This window comes from Nocardia sp. NPDC058519, assembly GCF_042719755.1.
Taxonomy (GTDB): domain Bacteria; phylum Actinomycetota; class Actinomycetes; order Mycobacteriales; family Mycobacteriaceae; genus Nocardia.
In genome coordinates, this window is record NZ_JBHXNK010000009.1 from 77,330 (window position 1) to 94,020 (window position 16,691).

Consider the following 16,691-nt stretch of genomic DNA (forward strand, 5'->3'; position numbering starts at 1 on the left):
CGAGTGACAACACGGGGGCCCCGATGCTGAACAACGGCGCCATGATCGCCGACCGCTACCGCCTGCAGCGGCTCATCGCCACCGGCGGTATGGGTCAGGTGTGGGAGGCGATGGACACTCGGCTCGATCGCCGAGTGGCCGTCAAGGTCCTCAAGACCGAGTTCTCCGCCGACCCGACCTTCCGTGCGCGATTCCGGGTCGAGGCGCGGACCACCGCGCAGCTCAACGCGCCCGGGATCGCAGGCATCTACGACTACGGCGAGACCACCGACCCGTCGGGCGGCGAGACCGCGTACCTGGTGATGGAGCTCGTGCAGGGCGAACCGCTCAACGCGGTGCTCAACCGGATGGGCAGACTCTCGGTCATCCAGGGTCTGGACATGCTCGAGCAGACCGGGCGCGCCCTGGAGGTCGCGCACGCGGCGGGCGTGGTGCACCGTGACGTGAAACCGGGCAACATCCTGGTGACGCCGACCGGTCAGGTGAAGATCACCGACTTCGGCATCGCCAAGGCGGTCGACGCCTCGCCGGTGACCAAGACCGGCATGGTGATGGGCACCGCCCAGTACATCGCGCCCGAACAGGCCGTCGGCGAGGACGCCACCGCGGCCTCCGACGTGTACTCCCTCGGCATCGTCGGCTACGAAGCACTGGCCGGAGTCCGCCCGTTCACCGGTGAGGGCGCGATCACCGTCGCCATGAAGCACGTGCGCGACGCGCCGCCGCCGATGCCCGACGACCTGCCCGCGAACGTGCACGAGCTGATCGCCATCACCATGGCCAAGGATCCGCTGCAGCGCTACAGCAGCGGCGGCGAGTTCGCCGACGCCGTCGCCGCGGTGCGCGCCGGACACATGCCGCCGATCCCCGGTGGCGCCACCGGTCCGTCGATGACCGGTGCCACCCGGGTACTTCCGCCCGGCCCGACCGTGGCGATTCCCGCCGCCGCGGCCGCGGCGGACTACGACGGCGCCACCATGCGCTTCGGCCATCAGCCGGGCGGTCCGGGCGGTCCGCCGACCGGTGGCTACAGCGGTCCGGCCACCCAGGCTTCCGCGCCCGCGCCGGTGCCTGCGAGCAACGCCAAGAACAACCAGAAGTGGCTGATCGCGCTCGGCGTCGGCGCGCTGCTGCTCGGTGGCGGTGTGCTGTGGTTGCTGTTCGGCGGTGAACCGAACCGGCAGTCGCCGACCACGACCACCACCGTGCAGACCACCAAGCCGCTGCCGCCGCCGGTGACCACCACCAGGCCCGTGCCGCCGCCGGTCGTCACCACCGAGGAACCGACCACCACGGAACCGCCGCGCCCGACGACGACCACCGAGGCGCCGACCACCACGACCGAGCCGCCGACCACCACGGTGCCGCCGACCACCACGACCAAACCCAAGCCGACCACCACGACCAAGACGACCAAGCCGGAGCCGACCACCACGGCGCCGGCCGGGGGCACCACCACCGTCGGCCGCCCCCGGCTGCCCACCTTCGACCTGCCGTTCCCCGATAGCGACACGGCCGTAGGCCCGAACATAGGACAACGATGACGACCCCGAAGAATCTCTCCTCGCGGTATGAGCTGGGCGAGATCATCGGGTTCGGCGGCATGTCGGAGGTGCACCGCGCCCGCGACGTTCGCCTGTCCCGCGACGTGGCGATCAAGGTGCTGCGGGCCGATCTGGCCCGCGATCCCACGTTCTACCTGCGGTTCAAGCGCGAAGCCCAGAACGCGGCCGCGCTGAACCACCCGGCGATCGTTGCCGTGTACGACACCGGCGAGGCCACCGTCGACGGCGGGCCGCTGCCCTACATCGTCATGGAGTACGTCGAGGGCGACACCCTGCGCGACATCGTGCGCGGCAAGGGACCACTCGCGCCTCGCAAGGCGATGGAAGTCGTGGCCGACGTGTGCGCCGCGCTCGATTTCAGCCACAAGGCCGGGATCGTGCACCGCGACATGAAGCCGGCCAACATCATGATCAACCGCGCCGGTGCGGTGAAGGTGATGGACTTCGGCATCGCGCGGGCGATCGCCGACAGCGCCAACCCGATGACCCAGACCGCCGCGGTGATCGGCACCGCCCAATACCTCTCACCCGAGCAGGCCCGCGGCGAGACCGTCGACGCGCGTTCGGATGTGTATTCGGTCGGCTGCGTGCTGTTCGAAATCCTCACCGCGCAGCCGCCGTTCACCGGTGACTCGCCGATCGCGGTCGCCTACCAGCACGTCAAAGAGGATCCGCCGCTGCCGTCGTCGGTCAACCCCGGCGTGCCGCGCGAACTCGACTCGGTGATCCTCAAGGCGATGACCAAGAACCCGGCCAACCGGTACCAGACGGCCGCGGAGATGCGGGCCGACCTGATCCGGGTGCTCGGCGGGCAGAAGCCGAGCGCGCCGATGGTGATGAACGACGAAGACCGCACCGATTACGACGACGAGCCGGGCCCGCGGACCTTTCACGACCGCGGCGACGACACCTCCGAGCACCCCGCCGTCGGGCCGCCCGGCGAGGAACGCAACCGCACCGGGCTGATCGCGCTCGGTGTCGCGGCCGCGCTCGCCGTCGCGTTCGGACTGTTCTGGGTGCTGGTCGGGCCGGGAAGCCGGGCCGACCAGGTCGCCGTCCCCGACCTGTCCGGCAAGCCCGCCCAGCAGGCACAGACCGAACTGCAGCAGGCCGGTTTCCATGTGGCCAGGCAGGAGAAACCCGACGGCAAGGTGGCGCCGGGCAATGTGATCGCGACCCAGCCGCTCGGTGGTTCTCGCATCGACGAGGGCAGCACCGTGACGTTGCAGGTCTCGACCGGGCCGACGCAGGTGCAGTTGCCGCGGCTGATCGGGCTGAGTCAGGCCGACGCCGAGCAGAAACTGAATTCGCTGGGTTTGCAGCTGGATCCGAATGTGGTGCGCAAGGCGTCGAGCACGGCCGAGACCGACAAGGTGATCGAGCAGGAGCCGAGCGCGGGCGTGCGGGTCGACATCGACCGGCCGATCATCGTGACCATCGGCGGCGGGCCCGAGCAGGTCCGGGTGCCGACCGTGGTCGGCCAGGACATCTCCGTCGCCCAGCCGAATCTGGTCGAATCCGCGAAGTTCAAGGTCGAGATCCAGGAAGTGAAGTCGTCGCAGCCGAAGGGGCAGGTGCTCGCCACCAACCCGGCAGGCGGCAGCAACGCGGAGAAGGGCTCGACCATCACGGTCCAGGTCTCCGCCGGTGACCGGATCACCGTCCCCGATCTCACCGGGCTCACACCGGTGCAGGCCCAGGAAAGGCTGCGCAGCGACGGGTGGACCGGGCAGCTCAGCCAGACCACGGTGATCACCCTCGACGGCAATGCCTCGGGCAAGGTCGTTGGTCAGAGTCCGGCGGCCGGTTCGTCGGTAACGATCAACGGCAACATCGTTTTGCACGTAGGAGCGTCGCCGATTCCGCGTTGAGGTCTCGATTGGATGGCGAACCCGCCCGGCGCGCCTACGCGGGCGCAGAATGAGGCTGCTTTCCCATCCAGCGTTGCTGACGAGGAGGTATAGCCCTTATGACGACAGCCAGGGACATTATGAAGCCCGGTGCGCAGTGGATCACCCGCGGTGACTCCGTGGCGACCGCGGCGACGGCGATGGCCGATCTCGGAGTCGGATCGATCGTCGTCGCCGATGACGACGAGCGCATGTGCGGCATCATCACCGACCGCGACATCGTGGTGAAGTGCGTCGCGCTCGGTCTGTCCCCTGATATGACAACGGCCGCGGAACTCTGCGAGTCGACCCCGCGGTGGGTCAGCGCGGACGCCGATGTGGAAGACGTGCTCGACCAGATGGAGTCGCACCGGGTGAAGCGGATGCCGGTGATCGACAACAAGCGGCTGGTCGGCATGATCAGCGAGGCCGATCTGGCTCGGCATCTCGATGACAATCAGCTCGGCGAGTTCGTGACCGCCATCTACGGGCGGCCGTGAGCTAGCTCAGATCCAGGTGGCTGTTCATCGACATCGCTGCTGCGGCGAGGTCGGTGAGCTCTACCACGCGCACGCCATGGGTGCGGAGTTTGTCCACACCCTCGCAGGCGGCGACGAACAGGCTCGGCTCACGCCAGGCGATGACCACCGTGGGAATGCCCGCGGCCAGAATGCGATCGGTGCACGGCAGCCGGGTCGCGGTGGCGCGGGTGGAGCACGGTTCGAGGGTGCTGTAGATCGTTGCCCCGGTCAGGCGGGGGTCGTCGGGGTCGAGTTTGTTCAGCGCCGCCTCTTCGGCGTGCACCTTCGCATCGGTTTCGCGGGAGAAGCCGGTCGCGATCTCCACACCGTCGGCGACGATGACCGCGCCGACCGAATAGGCCGTCTCGCTGGGGGGACAGTTCCTGGCGAGCTCTATCGCCCTGTGCATGAACCGGTGGTCGATGTCGTCGTGGCTCATGTCGTGTCCCCTGTATCGGCGAGTTATCCACAACCCTCGCGTGATGTGGAATCGGTCATGTTCAGGTGTGGAGCAAAGTTGTCCGCGAACTGTGGAGAGTGAGATTTTCCCAGGTCAGTACCGTGATTTTGTTCGCAGTACCAGTTAGTTGCGGGGTTGGGGATCGGGGCTGACCAGGTAGTTCAGCACAGCGACATCCCCAAGTTGTTCCACACCCGCCAGGCGCAGCCTGCGACCGGCGCCACCGGGGAATTCGGCCGGTCCGACGAATCGTGGGGCCGCCGGATCGCCGACCAGGATCGGGGCGATCGCCAGGCGGATCTCGTCGACCAGGTCGGCGGCCAGGAATCCGGTATGCATGCCGGTGCCGCCTTCGACCATGAGCCGGTGGATACCTCGGGTGCCGAGGTCGGCTACGAGAGCTGGGAGCGCGAGTCGCTCGCCGAGGCTGATCACCTCGGCGAGTCCGTCGAGACGGTTGGCCAGCTTCGCGGCGCCCGCATCGGAGGTGTAGACGAGCTTGTCGCCGCCGGTGTGCCAGAAGCGCAGGTTCGGATCGAGATCACCGGAATCGGTGACGGTCACCTTCACCGGATACTCCGGTTTGCCCGCCGACACCCGCGCGGCCCGGCGCTCGGCGCTGTTCACCAGCAGCCGGGGATTGTCGGTGCGCAGCGTGTGCGCACCGATCAGGATGGCGTCTGATTCGGCGCGGATCTGATCGACCCGATCGAAGTCGGCGGTGTTCGACAGCAGGAGTCGCTGCGCACTCGCGTCATCGATGTAGCCGTCCAGACTGGCCGCCACCGACAGCAACACCCTCATTTGGTCACCAGCGCGGCGACCTCCGCCTCGAGCGTGGCGATGAGTGCCTCCGACGGACGTTCGCCGCAGACCTCGAGCCAGTTGGCGAGCATCCGGTGCCCGCCCTGGGTGAGCACGGACTCGGGGTGGAATTGCACGCCGTGGATGGGCAGGGTGCGGTGGCGCATCGCCATCACGATGCCGCTCTCGGTGTGGCCGACGACCACCAGCTCCTCGGGAATGGTTTCAGGGAGAACCGTCAGCGAGTGGTAGCGGGTGGCGGTGAAGGGGTCGGGCAGACCGGCCAACACGCCGGACCCGAGATGGAACACCTCGCTGGTCTTGCCGTGCAGCAGTTCGGGTGCCCGGTCGACGGTGCCGCCGAACGCCTCGCCGATCGCCTGATGCCCGAGGCACACGCCGAGCAGCGGCATATCGTGCCTCGCGGCCGCGTGCACGAGCGGGATACTCGCGCCCGCGCGGTCGGGGCTGCCGGGACCCGGGCTCACCAACACGCCGTGGAACACGCCGCCCTCGTCGCCGACGGTGAGCAGGGTGTCGAGATCATCGAGGCGGGGGTCGTCATTGCGCCAGACCACAACGTCGGCACCAAGCTGGCCGAGGTACTGCACCAGGTTGAACACGAAGCTGTCGTAGTTGTCGACGACCAATACACGCATGCGTCGAGGGTACGTGGCGACCCACGTTCTCGGCGCGCCTCCGCCTCTGGACTGAGTGGAGGGTGCGACGAAGGAGTGCCCGGAGGGAGGGAAGAGGTGGAGTTAAGCGCCGAGAACAGCGGCGCCAGCCGCCGATGACACTGCCTGGTGGGATAGCCTAGGAGTTACCTGTACTCCGAATTCGAGGACGTCATGCCCAAGTCCAAGGTCCGCAAGAAGGCCGACTACACCCCGAGCCCCGCCAGCCGCACGCCGGTGAAGGTGAAAGCGGGGCCGTCGCCGGTCTGGTACGTCGCGATCATGCTGGGCTTCATGCTCGCCGGCCTGGTGTGGCTGATCGTTTACTACCTGGCACAGGACCACATCGGTTTCATGCTCGATCTGGGCGCCTGGAACTTCCTGATCGGGTTCGGCCTGATGGTCGTCGGCCTGATCATGACCATGCGATGGCGCTGATCGCAGCGGATTACACCGGTGTTATTCATGCACACCTGTGGATAACCCTGTGCACAACTCGAGGATAGAGGGGCGAGCAACCGCGTGAACGACGCACAACCGGTCTCGTGGTCGACCCCTGTCGCAGGTCTGCTCGCCGTCACCGGCGGCGGAATCCTGCTGGTCGTGGCCGCGATCCTGGCCAACGACGGGCCGAGCAGGCTGCTCGTCGGCGTCGCCGCGGTCGCGGTGCTGGCAACGGCCACTCTCGGTCTCCGGCAGCGCCCCCGGCTCACCATGTTTCCCGGCTCCGCGCCGCGTCTGGTGGTCGGCACGCTCACCGGCCCGAAGGAATACCCCCTGGACCGGATCGACCGAATCCGGATGGTCTCCTACCGCCGCATCGGCCGCAAGACCGCAATGCTCGAGGTCGACGTTCGCCACGAAGACACCGAGCGACTGCTGATCTTCGGCCGCTGGGACCTCGGCACCAACCCGCACGACGTCTACGACGCCCTCGTCGTCAACGGCTTCGCCTCGGTGACTTCCGACTGACGTTGTTTCACGTGAAGCAAAAAGAACTCCCCGCCGCGATGATCCGCGGCGGGGAGTTCTTTTATGGCGGTGATCAGTCGATTTTCACGGCCGAGATGATGACAGGCTCTTCCGGGCGATCATTGCGATCGGTCTTCACCGAGGCGATCGCGTCGACGACTTTGCGCGAATCGGGGTCGACCACCTCGCCGAAGATCGAGTGCTTGCGGTTGAGATGCGGCTGCGCGCCGACGGTGATGAAGAACTGTGAACCATTGGTCTCGGTGCCCGCGCCCGCATTGGCCATCGCGAGCAGATAGCCGCGGTCGAAGCGCAGATCCGGGTGGAACTCATCGGCGAACTCGAAGCCCGGCCCACCGCGGCCGGTGCCGGTCGGATCGCCACCCTGGATCATGAACCCCGGGATGATCCGATGAAAGACGGCGCCGTCGTAGAACGGGCCACTTTCCGTACCGCCGGCATTGACGGTCGAATACGGCGCGCTGCCGTCGGCGAGACCGACGAAGTTGCGCACCGTCTTCGGGGCGTGGTTACCGAAAAGCGCGATCCTGATATCGCCGTGGTTGGTGTGCAGAGTTGCCACGGCCGTCTGGTTGGGTGAGGTCACGCAGTTATGGTGCCACGCGGCGAGCCGAATCCGTTTGTGCCACAGTGGTCGAATGAAGCTTCGTAATCCGCTGCTCGCGTCGATCGCGCTCGCCGGGGCGGGCGCCCTGGCTTACCTGGCCCGCGCCAAGCGTCCACAACTGCCCGAACCGGCCGCCGAGCCGCCGCGTCTGGGGTACTCCCGCAACGGCTCGGCGCACTAGTTCCGGCTGTTCCTCAGCGACTGACCGACTTCTTGTACTGGATCTGAGCCAGCGGCACGAAGACGATCAGGATCACCACGATCCACATCAGCGATGTGGCCACCGGATGCTGCATCGGCCACGCCTCCGAGGGCGGAGCCATCGGGTTGACGTTGCCGAACAGGTCACGCACTGCCTGGGTGAGCGCCGAGACCGGGTTCCATTCGGCGAAGACCCGAAGCGGCGTCGGCATGTTGTCGAGCGGAACGAACGCGTTGGACAGGAACGTCAGCGGGAAGATCACCATGAAGCTGGCGTTGTTGAACACCTCCGGCGCGCGCACGATCAGGCCGACCACGGCCATCATCCACGACAGCGCATAGGCGAACAGCAGCATCAACGCGTACGCCAGCACCGCGTCGAGGAACGATCCGCGGATCCGCCAGCCGACGACCAGACCGGTCAGCGACATCACCACCAGGCTGACGACGTTGATCACCACATCGCTGATCGTGCGCCCCACCAGCACCGCCGACGGCGCCATCGGAAGCGACCGGAATCGGTCGATGATGCCCTTCTGCATGTCTTCGGCCAGGCCCGCACCGGTGAAGGTGGCACCGAACACCACCGTCTGCGCGAAGATGCCGGCGATCAGGAACTCCCGGTAGCCACCTTCGAGTCCGGGGACCGAAATCGCCGAGCCGAAGACGTAGGCGAACAGGAGCACGAACATGATCGGTGACAACGTCGTGAAGATCAGCACGTCGGGCACGCGCTTGATCTTGATGACGTTGCGTTTGGCGATGGTGATGCTGTCGCTCACCACCATCGACAGTCGTTCGCCGAGGCTGGGGCGGTGCAGCTCGGCCTTGTCGAGTGCGACGGTCATCGATTCTTTCCTTCCGCGGCGCCCACGGTCTCCGACTCGCGGTCACCGCTGACGAGTTCTTCGGCCTCGTGCCCGGTGAGCGTCAGGAAGACGTCGTCGAGCGAGGGTCTGCGCAGGGCGACATCGTTGATTTCCACCTTGCGCTCGGTGAGCCTGCCGATGGCGGCGACCAGGTCCTGTGACCCGTCGGCGACCGGCACGATGAGCTTGCGCAGGCCGGGTTCGAGATGGATCTCGCCATCGGCGAGCCCGCTCAGCGCCTGCTGGGCGACGGCCAGTTGATCGATGTGGCCGACAGTGAGTTCGATGCGGTCGCCACCGACGAGGGCCTTGAGTTCGTCGGCCGTGCCGCGCGCGATCACCTTGCCGTGGTCGATCACCGCGATCGAATCGGCGAGGCGGTCGGCCTCGTCCATGTACTGGGTGGTGAGCAGCAGCGTGGTGCCGCCTGCGACCAGCTCCTCGATGACGTCCCACAGGTCGAGCCGGGCACGCGGGTCGAGACCGGTGGTCGGCTCGTCGAGGAACAGCACCGGCGGGTTGGCCACCAGCGCGCCTGCCAGGTCGAGGCGCCTGCGCATACCGCCCGAGTAGCCCTTCACCGGCCGGTCGGCGGCGTCGGTGAGCCGGAAGCGGTCGAGCAGTTCGCGGGCCCGCTCCTTACTGCGCTGGGTGCCGAGGTGGTAGAGCCTGCCGACCATTTCGAGATTCTCGAAGCCGGTGAGGTATTCGTCGACCGCGGAATACTGGCCGGAGGCGCCGATGCGTGAGCGCAGGGCCTGTGGATTGTTGAGCACGTCGATACCGGCGACGGTGGCGGTGCCCTCGTCGGGGACGAGCAAAGTGGTGAGAACGCGAACAGTCGTGGTCTTTCCCGCGCCGTTGGGGCCGAGTAGCGCGGTGACGGTACCTTCCGGTACGGACAGGTCGAGTCCGTCCAGGGCGACGAGCTGCCCATACCGTTTGACCAGACCCTCGGCGACGATTGCGTCGGGCATGATTCTCCTGAAGTCGTGGTTGGCGATGCTTTGCCCAGTATTGCCCTACCCACCGACAAGTCGCATCCCCAATTCCGGCGCGACCACACATCAGATGTACACAATTGTTCGACATGCCGACGGGCGGCGACACGCGGCGAATCGGACTGATTTTCTGTCTCACAACACGAACAAGAGCGCCTGTTCCCTGGACGGCCGCCCTGCGCGAGACGAGAACATGTTCACCGGCGATTCCCCGTAAAGCCTTGCGTACCAGCTGATTCCGATCTCCGTAAGACACCTGACAAGCACCACGCACGCATACCGGCCGATCACCACACCCCAGGCCACCGCCGGCACCCGCGCCGGCACCCGAAAAAACTCGCGAACTCGCCCGGTGCGCGTACACGAATTCCGCGCGTATCGCGTAGGATCGTTCAGGTCGGCCCCTCCCCCCCGGGCCGACCCTACGCGGGCCTCGGCTAACTCCCCCCCTTCGCCGAGGCCCGCTCCCCATTTTCCGGCAAGGTCGCAGCTCGGCAGATCAGCCGATACGCACCGGTAAGCCGAGCGTCACAGTCCGGCCACGTTCCGGCGATCACCCGGCAACCAGGGTTATCGTCGGCCCATGGTGCCTGGTCGTGGAGCGATCGCCGGGGTCGTCCTATCGATGACGCTCCTGGTTGGTTGCACCGGATCCACCGACGACGAGCACCCCACCGCGACGCCGACCGCCGAGCTCCCCCCGAACCAAGTCGCCGGTGTCGCCCTGCCCGCCGACGCGGTCGACAAAGCCATCGGACGGCTCGACGAACTGGCGGGCTCACTGATGGAGTCCAGCCGCATCCCCGGCATGGCCGTCGCCGTCGTTCACGGCGGGAAGACGGTGTACGCCAAGGGTTTCGGTGTCCGTGCGGCAGGCGCGCCGGACAAGGTCGACGCCGACACCGTCTTCCAGCTGGCCTCGGTGTCGAAGTCGCTCGCCGCGACCGTCGTGGCCAACCAGGTCGGCGCGGACGCGATCGAGTGGACGACCCCGGTGGTCAGGCACCTCCCGTCGTTCGCGCTGGCCGATCCCGCCACCACGGCCCAGCTCACCGTCGGTGACCTGCTCGCGCACCGCAGCGGCCTGCCCGACCACGCGGGCGACCGGCTCGAAGACCTCGGGTACGACCAGGCCGCGATCTTCGACAAGCTGCGCCTCGAACCCCTCGACCCGTTCCGGATCACCTACCACTACACCAACTTCGGATTCACGGCCGCGGCCGAATCCGTGGCCGCGGCGGCCGGGAAGGACTGGGCCCAGCTGTCGGCCGATGCCCTCTACGCGCCCCTCGGCATGCGCGACACCAGCTCCCGCTTCGACGACTTCCACGCCCGCCCGAATCATGCGGTCGGGCACGTGAACATCGATGGCAACTGGGTCGCCCGCTACGTGCGCGACCCCGACCCCCAGTCCCCCGCCGGCGGCGCGAGCTCGTCGGTGAACGACATGGCCCGCTGGCTGACGATGCTGCTCGGCGACGGCACCGCGGGCGCGACGACCATCGCCCCGCCCGAAGCGCTGCTGCCCGCCGTCACGCCCCAGATCGTCTCCGCACCGCCATCGACCCCCGTGGCGCGGGCGGGCAGCTACGGGTACGGCTTCAACGTGTCGGTCTCCTCGGCCGGTCGCACCGCCAACAGCCATTCCGGCGCCTTCACCCTCGGCGCGGCGACCAACTTCCTGGTGATCCCGTCCGCCGACGTGGCCATCGTCGCGCTGACGAACGCGGCGCCGCTCGGGATCCCGGAGACCCTGACCGCCGAGTTCGGCGATCTGGTGCAGTTCGGCGAGCTGCGCGAGGACTGGCGCGGGCTGTACCGCGAGGCGTTCACCGGGGTCAACGAGCCCGAAGGCGACCTGGCAGGCCAGCCCGCCCCGGCGAATCCGGCTCCCGCACAGGCACTGCCGACCTACGCGGGCACCTATGACAGCGCCTACTGGGGCCCCGCGACGATCTCGGCGACCGAATCGGGACTGGTCCTCACCGTCGGCCCCGCGCGGCGCGAGTACCCACTCCGGCACTGGGACGGCGACACCTTCGCCTTCGAGCCGACCGGCGAGAACGCCCCGCCCGGCAGCGTCTCCTCGGCGCGGTTCGCCGACGGCACACTGACCATCGGCTACTTCGACGAGAACGGCCTCGGCACCTTCACCAGAAGCGATTGACACAGCACCAGAAGCGATTGATCAGGCCAGCGCGCGCCACGCGGTCGCCAGCCGCGCCGCCCTGACCTTGCCCGCCACCCCGAGCAGCGGCACGTCACGCTCCCAGCGCTCCCTGACCTCCGGGTCCACCGGCGCCCACAGCGGCTCCAGTTCGGTACGCAGCGCGGTCAGCCGATCGAAGAGACCGCCGAGCGCGATGTGCACACCCGGGGAGCCGGGGTCCTCGGCACCGACCCCACGTACCGCCGCAAACAGCGCCAGCAGCTGTTCTACGGGCTCCGCGGGCCACTGCGCTAGCCGGGCAACCCGGACGAGCTGACCGAGCACAGCGGCCACCACGTGCAGGTCCTCGACCGTCCGGAACGGCTTCAGATAGTCCGTGTAGCCGTCACCGGGCAGCAGTTCGCCCGGCGCGGCATCGAAGGTGACTCCCGCGTGCGGGATCTCGGGCGCGAAGGGCAGCGCGGGCAGCGGCGTGATCGCGGCGGACGCACCGGCGGGCACCAGCACGGCTCGCAGGATCGGCCTGCCATCGGGCTGAGTACCGGATCGGGCGATCACCAGGAACCGATCGGCGAACGTACCGAGCGTGGCGAAGGATTTCGTCCCGCTGACGGCGCCGTCGGCACTCACCGTCGTGGTCATCGTCGACGGCCGCGCACCCGCGGCCTCGGTGGCACACATCGAGGAGAGCTCGCCGGGATCGAGCGAGGGCACCAGCGCGTGCAGCGCTTCCTGATATCCACCGAGAAACGCGGGACCTGTGCCCGCACTGTCGAATCCGGCGATCGCCGCCCGGTCGATGGAACTCGCGAAATCGTGGGACCGGGCGCGGTGACGCGCCCACACCGTGGCGAAATCAGCCGAAACCGTGTCGGCCGGTGCGGTGGTGAGAAGAAAATCGAATACCGAGGAATTCACAGATGTGGAGCCTAGGGGAATCGAACCCCTAACCCCTGCCTTGCAAAGGCAGTGCTCTGCCAATTGAGCTAAGGCCCCTTACTGGTCACTGACCAGTTGGCAACCCGAAATCAGCGAGTGGTGACGTCGCGCCAGAGGTCTGCGTCGTCGCGCTTGCGGAATTTGCTGACACCGATGAGAACGGCGATCACAACACCGACCATGAGGACAATCTTCATGATTCCCACCCTACTGTGCTGTTCGGGAGTGGGCCTAGGAGGACTTGAACCTCCGACCTCTTCGTTATCAGCGAAGCGCTCTAACCGCCTGAGCTATAGGCCCGAACTCATTTCGATCCCTGCCTGAGCAGTGAACCGCAACGAGAAACGAGGTTACCTTACCTGCCTACCGATAACCAAAACGGCCGGTCAGACCCAGTTTCCTGGACTGACCGGCCGCGGGAGGAAAACCTACTTCTAGTCGGGATCGGCCAGGGTTACCTGGATGCCACCGACCAGATCGCAGCACTGGTTGTAGATGAACACGCCGACCGTGGCCAGCGCGGTGAACAGCACCACGTTGATCAGACCGATCACACCCGCGTAGCCGAACACCGTGCCCGCGTCGATCAGGCTCGACGAGCTGCCCTCCTGGTTCAGCATCTCGCCCAGCGAGTTGTCCAGGTTGTCCCAGACGCCCATGCCGGCCAGCACGATGTAGAGCAGGCCGACGGCCACCATCCACACGAAGAACAGCGCCACGCTGATCACCAGCGTGATCTTCAGGGTCGACCACGGGTCGATCCGGCGGATCTGCACTGTCGCGCGTAGAGGCTCACCCGACGCGGCGGCCGCGATGGCCACCGGAGCCGCGGGCGAGACGGTGCTCGCCGCGGCGGCCCGTGCACTCGGCCCCATGTTGTGCTGCTGGTACTGGGGCTGCGGCGCCATCGGCAGACCGGGGGGCACCACCGGTGCCTCGGGTGCCGGGTGGCGCACGTCGGACAGGTCGGGCATGTCCTTGACCAGTTCCGGACGCGCGATGCTGCGGGTCGGCCCGTCGATACCGACGGACTTCACCATCGCCGCTTCCTTGCGGGCCGCCTTGGCCGCCAGGTCCGCCGTGGTGCGGGCGTTGGACGAGCCGCTGCCCTTGAGCCCGCCCTGGGCCGCCCCCGATGAGGGGCGCCCCTGGCTCGGCGATTCGCCGGGCCGGTACAGGTTCGACTGCGGTTCGCGCTGCGGCAGCTGAGCCCACCCGTCCTGGTAGGGCGACGATTTGCTGCCCTTACCGTCGAGCGAATCGGTCCCGGCCGCACCGGATTCCGGCGCCGCGCCCTCGGCCGGACCGCCCTGGCGTGGGATCGGTCGCGGCGGGATCGGAGACGTGGCGATCCGTTCGGTGACGCCGTTGGTCTGGTTCCGATCGTCATTCGACTGATTCGGTGTGGTCAATGGAATCCTCAGATCCGTTCGTTGCCGCCGCTATTTGGTGTGTTACTCCGAAGCCACGTCGCCGAGGAGCTGATCGGGATCGGGCTCGTCGGCGTTGCGCGCGATCGCTAGCAAGGTATCGCCATCCGCGAGGTTCATCAATCGGACGCCCTTGGTCTGACGTCCAGCCTTACGAACCTGCTTGGCTGCGGTGCGGATGACGCCACCACTGGAAGTGATCGCGTACAACTCGTCCTCGTCGTCGACGATGAGCGCACCCACCAGGCTGCCACGCTTCGGATCGTATTGGATTGTCAATACGCCTTTTCCGCCACGACCCTGCGCGGTGTACTCCTCGATCGCGGTCCGCTTCGCGTACCCGCCGGCCGTCGCGACCAGCAGATATGTCTCCAGACGGACCACATTGAGCGAGAGCAGCTCGTCGTCGGTGTTGAAGCGCATGCCCTGCACGCCGGAAGTGGCGCGGCCCATCGGACGCAGCGCCTCATCGGTCGCGGCGAAGCGGATCGACTGGCCGTGCGCCGAGACCAGGAGCAGGTCATCGTCGGACGAGCACAGCACCGCACCGACCAATTCGTCGTCATCGCGCAGGTTCACCGCGACGATGCCGCCGGAGCGGTTGGAGTCGAAATCGGTGAGTTTGGACTTCTTCACCAGGCCCGCGCGTGTCGCGAGCACCAGGTACGGCGCGTCCTCGTAGGTCTTGAGCTGGATGATCTGGGCGATCTTCTCATCCGGCTGGAACGCGAGCAGGTTGGCCACGTGCTGACCACGCGCGGTCCGGTTGGCCTCGGGCAGCTCGTAGGCCTTGGCCCGGTAGACGCGGCCCTTGTTGGTGAAGAACAGCAGCCAGTCGTGCGTGGACGACACGAAGAAGTGCTTGACGATGTCGTCCTGCTTGAGGCCTGCGCCCATCACGCCCTTGCCGCCACGCTTCTGCGAGCGGTAGAGGTCGGTCTTGGTGCGCTTGGCGTAGCCGGTCTCGGTGATCGTGACCACCACGTCTTCGCGCGCGATCAGATCCTCGTCGGCGACGTCACCGTCGGCGGCGATGATCCTGGTCCGACGGTCGTCGCCGTACTTCTCGACGATCTCGGCCAGCTCGTCGCGCACGATCGCTCGCTGACGCTCGGGCTTTTCGAGAATGTCCTTGTAGTCGGCGATCTCGATCTCGATCTTGGCCAGATCGTCGATGATGCGCTGACGTTCCAGGGCCGACAGTCGACGCAGCTGCATGTCGAGGATGGCGGTCGACTGGATCTCATCGATGTCGAGCAGCTGCATCAGGCCGGTGCGCGCGGTGTCGGTGTTGGCCGCCCCGCGGATCAACGCGATGACCTGGTCGAGCATGTCAAGGGCCTTGACCAGGCCGCGCAGGATGTGGGCCCGCTCCTCGGCCTTGCGCAGCAGGTAGCGGGTGCGCCGGACGATGACCTCGAGCTCGTGATTCACGTAGTAGCGAATCATCTGGTCGAGGCGCAGCGTGCGGGGCACACCATCGACGATCGAGAGCATGTTCGCGCCGAAGCTGGTCTGCAGCTGGGTGTGCTTGTAGAGGTTGTTCAGCACCACCTTCGCCACCGCGTCACGCTTGACCGTGACCACGATGCGCATGCCGACACGGTCCGAGGACTCGTCGTGGATATCGGAGATACCCGCGATCTTCGCGTCCTTCACCTGCTCGGCGATGGAGTTGACGAAGTTGTCGGTGTTGACCTGGTACGGCAGTTCGGTGATGACGATCGTGGTGCGGCCACGCGCGTCTTCCTCGATCTCCACCACACCGCGCATGCGGATGGAACCGCGACCGGTGGTGTAGGCGTCGTGGATGCCCTGGCCGCCGACGATCAGGCCGTGCGTCGGGAAGTCGGGGCCCTTGACCCGTTCCATGCAGGCGGCGAGGGTGGATTCCTCGTCGGCCGCGTAGTTCTCCAGCGCCCAGTAGATGGCCTCGGCCAGCTCGTTGAGGTTGTGCGGCGGGATGTTGGTGGCCATGCCGACCGCGATGCCGTTGCTGCCGTTCATCAGCAGGGCGGGCACGCGCGCGGGCAGCACGGTCGGCTCCTGCGAGCGACCGTCGTAGTTCGGGACGAAATCGACCGTCTCCTGGTCGATATCGCGCAGCATCTCCATCGCGAGCGGCGTCAGACGGCACTCGGTGTAACGCATGGCGGCCGCGCCGTCGTTGCCGCGGGAACCGAAGTTGCCCTGGCCGTCGACCATCGGGTAGCGCAGCGACCACGGCTGGGCCATGCGCACGAGGGTGTCGTAGATCGACGAGTCGCCGTGCGGGTGGTAGTTACCCATCGTCTCGGCGACCGGGCGCGCGGACTTCACATAGCCGCGATCGGGGCGGTAGCCGTTGTCGTACATCGCGTAGAGCACACGACGGTGCACCGGCTTGAGGCCGTCGCGCACATCGGGCAGCGCGCGGCCCACGATCACGCTCATCGCGTAATCGATGTAGCTGTTCTGCATTTCGGTCTGGATATCGACCGGTTCGGTCCGGTCGCCCGCACCGCCGGACGGTGGCAGCGTGGTCTCAGTCATCAAATCTCCTTCGAGGGGCCGACATGCGAGCGG

16 protein-coding genes and 2 tRNA genes are annotated in these 16,691 nt (G+C 67.1%); 7 read left to right on the forward strand and 11 right to left on the reverse strand.

What is annotated here, in order from left to right; all coding sequences use genetic code 11:
- Positions 1-23: 23 nt before the first annotated feature.
- From ACFWPK_RS13090 to ACFWPK_RS13100, 3 genes are all read left to right on the forward strand, one after another.
- Positions 24-1,544, forward strand: coding sequence for a protein kinase (locus tag ACFWPK_RS13090; protein ID WP_378915033.1), 1,521 nt, complete (start codon positions 24-26; stop codon positions 1,542-1,544).
- Positions 1,541-3,436, forward strand: a complete 1,896-nt coding sequence (gene pknB, locus ACFWPK_RS13095; protein WP_378915035.1) for a Stk1 family PASTA domain-containing Ser/Thr kinase — start codon at positions 1,541-1,543, stop codon at positions 3,434-3,436. The genes ACFWPK_RS13090 and pknB overlap by 4 nt, the downstream gene beginning before the upstream one ends.
- Positions 3,437-3,534: 98 nt before the next feature.
- Positions 3,535-3,954: a CBS domain-containing protein gene (locus ACFWPK_RS13100; RefSeq protein ID WP_378915036.1), complete on the forward strand. Its 420-nt coding sequence runs from the start codon at positions 3,535-3,537 to the stop codon at positions 3,952-3,954.
- 1 nt (position 3,955) lies between these two features.
- Here the strand turns inward: ACFWPK_RS13100 and ACFWPK_RS13105 are convergent, their stop codons facing one another.
- From ACFWPK_RS13105 to ACFWPK_RS13115, 3 genes are all read right to left on the reverse strand, one after another.
- Positions 3,956-4,414: a deaminase gene (locus ACFWPK_RS13105; protein WP_378915038.1), complete on the reverse strand. Its 459-nt coding sequence runs from the start codon at positions 4,412-4,414 to the stop codon at positions 3,956-3,958.
- Between the two features lie 144 nt (positions 4,415-4,558).
- Positions 4,559-5,239, reverse strand: coding sequence for a RibD family protein (locus ACFWPK_RS13110; protein ID WP_378915039.1), 681 nt, complete (start codon positions 5,237-5,239; stop codon positions 4,559-4,561).
- On the reverse strand, positions 5,236-5,898 hold the full coding sequence (locus ACFWPK_RS13115) for an aminodeoxychorismate/anthranilate synthase component II (RefSeq protein WP_378915041.1): 663 nt from the start codon (positions 5,896-5,898) through the stop codon (positions 5,236-5,238). The genes ACFWPK_RS13110 and ACFWPK_RS13115 overlap by 4 nt, the downstream gene beginning before the upstream one ends.
- Before the next feature lie 192 nt (positions 5,899-6,090).
- On the opposite strand from ACFWPK_RS13115, the gene crgA reads away from it, so the two are divergent.
- Both crgA and ACFWPK_RS13125 read left to right on the forward strand, forming a co-directional pair.
- On the forward strand, positions 6,091-6,354 hold the full coding sequence (gene crgA / locus ACFWPK_RS13120; RefSeq protein ID WP_378709172.1) for a cell division protein CrgA: 264 nt from the start codon (positions 6,091-6,093) through the stop codon (positions 6,352-6,354).
- 84 nt (positions 6,355-6,438) lie between these two features.
- Complete coding sequence (locus ACFWPK_RS13125; RefSeq protein WP_378915043.1) at positions 6,439-6,888, forward strand: PH domain-containing protein; 450 nt, start codon at positions 6,439-6,441, stop codon at positions 6,886-6,888.
- 73 nt (positions 6,889-6,961) lie between these two features.
- Here ACFWPK_RS13125 and ACFWPK_RS13130 read toward each other — a convergent pair whose 3' ends face one another.
- On the reverse strand, positions 6,962-7,495 hold the full coding sequence (locus tag ACFWPK_RS13130) for a peptidylprolyl isomerase (protein WP_378915045.1): 534 nt from the start codon (positions 7,493-7,495) through the stop codon (positions 6,962-6,964).
- Positions 7,496-7,547: 52 nt separating this feature from the next.
- Here ACFWPK_RS13130 and ACFWPK_RS13135 point away from each other — a divergent pair, with 52 nt between their 5' ends.
- A complete protein-coding gene (locus ACFWPK_RS13135) occupies positions 7,548-7,697 on the forward strand; it encodes a hypothetical protein (RefSeq protein WP_170112099.1) in 150 nt (49 codons plus the stop codon).
- Between the two features lie 13 nt (positions 7,698-7,710).
- Here ACFWPK_RS13135 and ACFWPK_RS13140 read toward each other — a convergent pair whose 3' ends face one another.
- Both ACFWPK_RS13140 and ACFWPK_RS13145 read right to left on the reverse strand, forming a co-directional pair.
- Positions 7,711-8,565: an ABC transporter permease gene (locus tag ACFWPK_RS13140; RefSeq protein WP_378915047.1), complete on the reverse strand. Its 855-nt coding sequence runs from the start codon at positions 8,563-8,565 to the stop codon at positions 7,711-7,713.
- A complete protein-coding gene (locus ACFWPK_RS13145) occupies positions 8,562-9,563 on the reverse strand; it encodes an ATP-binding cassette domain-containing protein (RefSeq protein WP_378915049.1) in 1,002 nt (333 codons plus the stop codon). The genes ACFWPK_RS13140 and ACFWPK_RS13145 overlap by 4 nt, the downstream gene beginning before the upstream one ends.
- A gap of 607 nt (positions 9,564-10,170) precedes the next feature.
- Between ACFWPK_RS13145 and ACFWPK_RS13150 the strand changes: the two genes are divergently transcribed.
- On the forward strand, positions 10,171-11,754 hold the full coding sequence (locus ACFWPK_RS13150) for a serine hydrolase (RefSeq protein ID WP_378915051.1): 1,584 nt from the start codon (positions 10,171-10,173) through the stop codon (positions 11,752-11,754).
- A gap of 21 nt (positions 11,755-11,775) precedes the next feature.
- Here the strand turns inward: ACFWPK_RS13150 and ACFWPK_RS13155 are convergent, their stop codons facing one another.
- From ACFWPK_RS13155 to gyrA, 5 genes are all read right to left on the reverse strand, one after another.
- On the reverse strand, positions 11,776-12,675 hold the full coding sequence (locus ACFWPK_RS13155) for an acyl-CoA dehydrogenase (RefSeq protein WP_378915053.1): 900 nt from the start codon (positions 12,673-12,675) through the stop codon (positions 11,776-11,778).
- Positions 12,676-12,680: 5 nt separating this feature from the next.
- Positions 12,681-12,753, reverse strand: a tRNA-Ala gene (locus ACFWPK_RS13160).
- Positions 12,754-12,922: 169 nt separating this feature from the next.
- Positions 12,923-12,996 (reverse strand) — tRNA-Ile (locus ACFWPK_RS13165).
- Between the two features lie 134 nt (positions 12,997-13,130).
- Entirely contained in the window at positions 13,131-14,108 is a 978-nt protein-coding gene (locus ACFWPK_RS13170; protein WP_378915055.1) for a DUF3566 domain-containing protein, read from the reverse strand.
- A 42-nt stretch (positions 14,109-14,150) separates the two neighbouring features.
- Positions 14,151-16,658, reverse strand: a complete 2,508-nt coding sequence (gyrA, locus tag ACFWPK_RS13175; RefSeq protein WP_378915057.1) for a DNA gyrase subunit A — start codon at positions 16,656-16,658, stop codon at positions 14,151-14,153.
- Between the last annotated feature and the right edge of the window lie 33 nt (positions 16,659-16,691).

Coding starts and splice junctions, on each gene's coding strand:
- ACFWPK_RS13090 (WP_378915033.1), top strand. CDS start 24: ATGCTGAACAACGGCGCCATGATCGCCGACCGCTACCGCCTGCAGCGG.
- pknB (WP_378915035.1), top strand. CDS start 1,541: ATGACGACCCCGAAGAATCTCTCCTCGCGGTATGAGCTGGGCGAGATC.
- ACFWPK_RS13100 (WP_378915036.1), top strand. CDS start 3,535: ATGACGACAGCCAGGGACATTATGAAGCCCGGTGCGCAGTGGATCACC.
- ACFWPK_RS13105 (WP_378915038.1), bottom strand. CDS start 4,414: ATGAGCCACGACGACATCGACCACCGGTTCATGCACAGGGCGATAGAG.
- ACFWPK_RS13110 (WP_378915039.1), bottom strand. CDS start 5,239: ATGAGGGTGTTGCTGTCGGTGGCGGCCAGTCTGGACGGCTACATCGAT.
- ACFWPK_RS13115 (WP_378915041.1), bottom strand. CDS start 5,898: ATGCGTGTATTGGTCGTCGACAACTACGACAGCTTCGTGTTCAACCTG.
- crgA (WP_378709172.1), top strand. CDS start 6,091: ATGCCCAAGTCCAAGGTCCGCAAGAAGGCCGACTACACCCCGAGCCCC.
- ACFWPK_RS13135 (WP_170112099.1), top strand. CDS start 7,548: ATGAAGCTTCGTAATCCGCTGCTCGCGTCGATCGCGCTCGCCGGGGCG.
- ACFWPK_RS13140 (WP_378915047.1), bottom strand. CDS start 8,565: ATGACCGTCGCACTCGACAAGGCCGAGCTGCACCGCCCCAGCCTCGGC.
- ACFWPK_RS13145 (WP_378915049.1), bottom strand. CDS start 9,563: ATGCCCGACGCAATCGTCGCCGAGGGTCTGGTCAAACGGTATGGGCAG.
- ACFWPK_RS13150 (WP_378915051.1), top strand. CDS start 10,171: ATGGTGCCTGGTCGTGGAGCGATCGCCGGGGTCGTCCTATCGATGACG.
- gyrA (WP_378915057.1), bottom strand. CDS start 16,658: ATGACTGAGACCACGCTGCCACCGTCCGGCGGTGCGGGCGACCGGACC.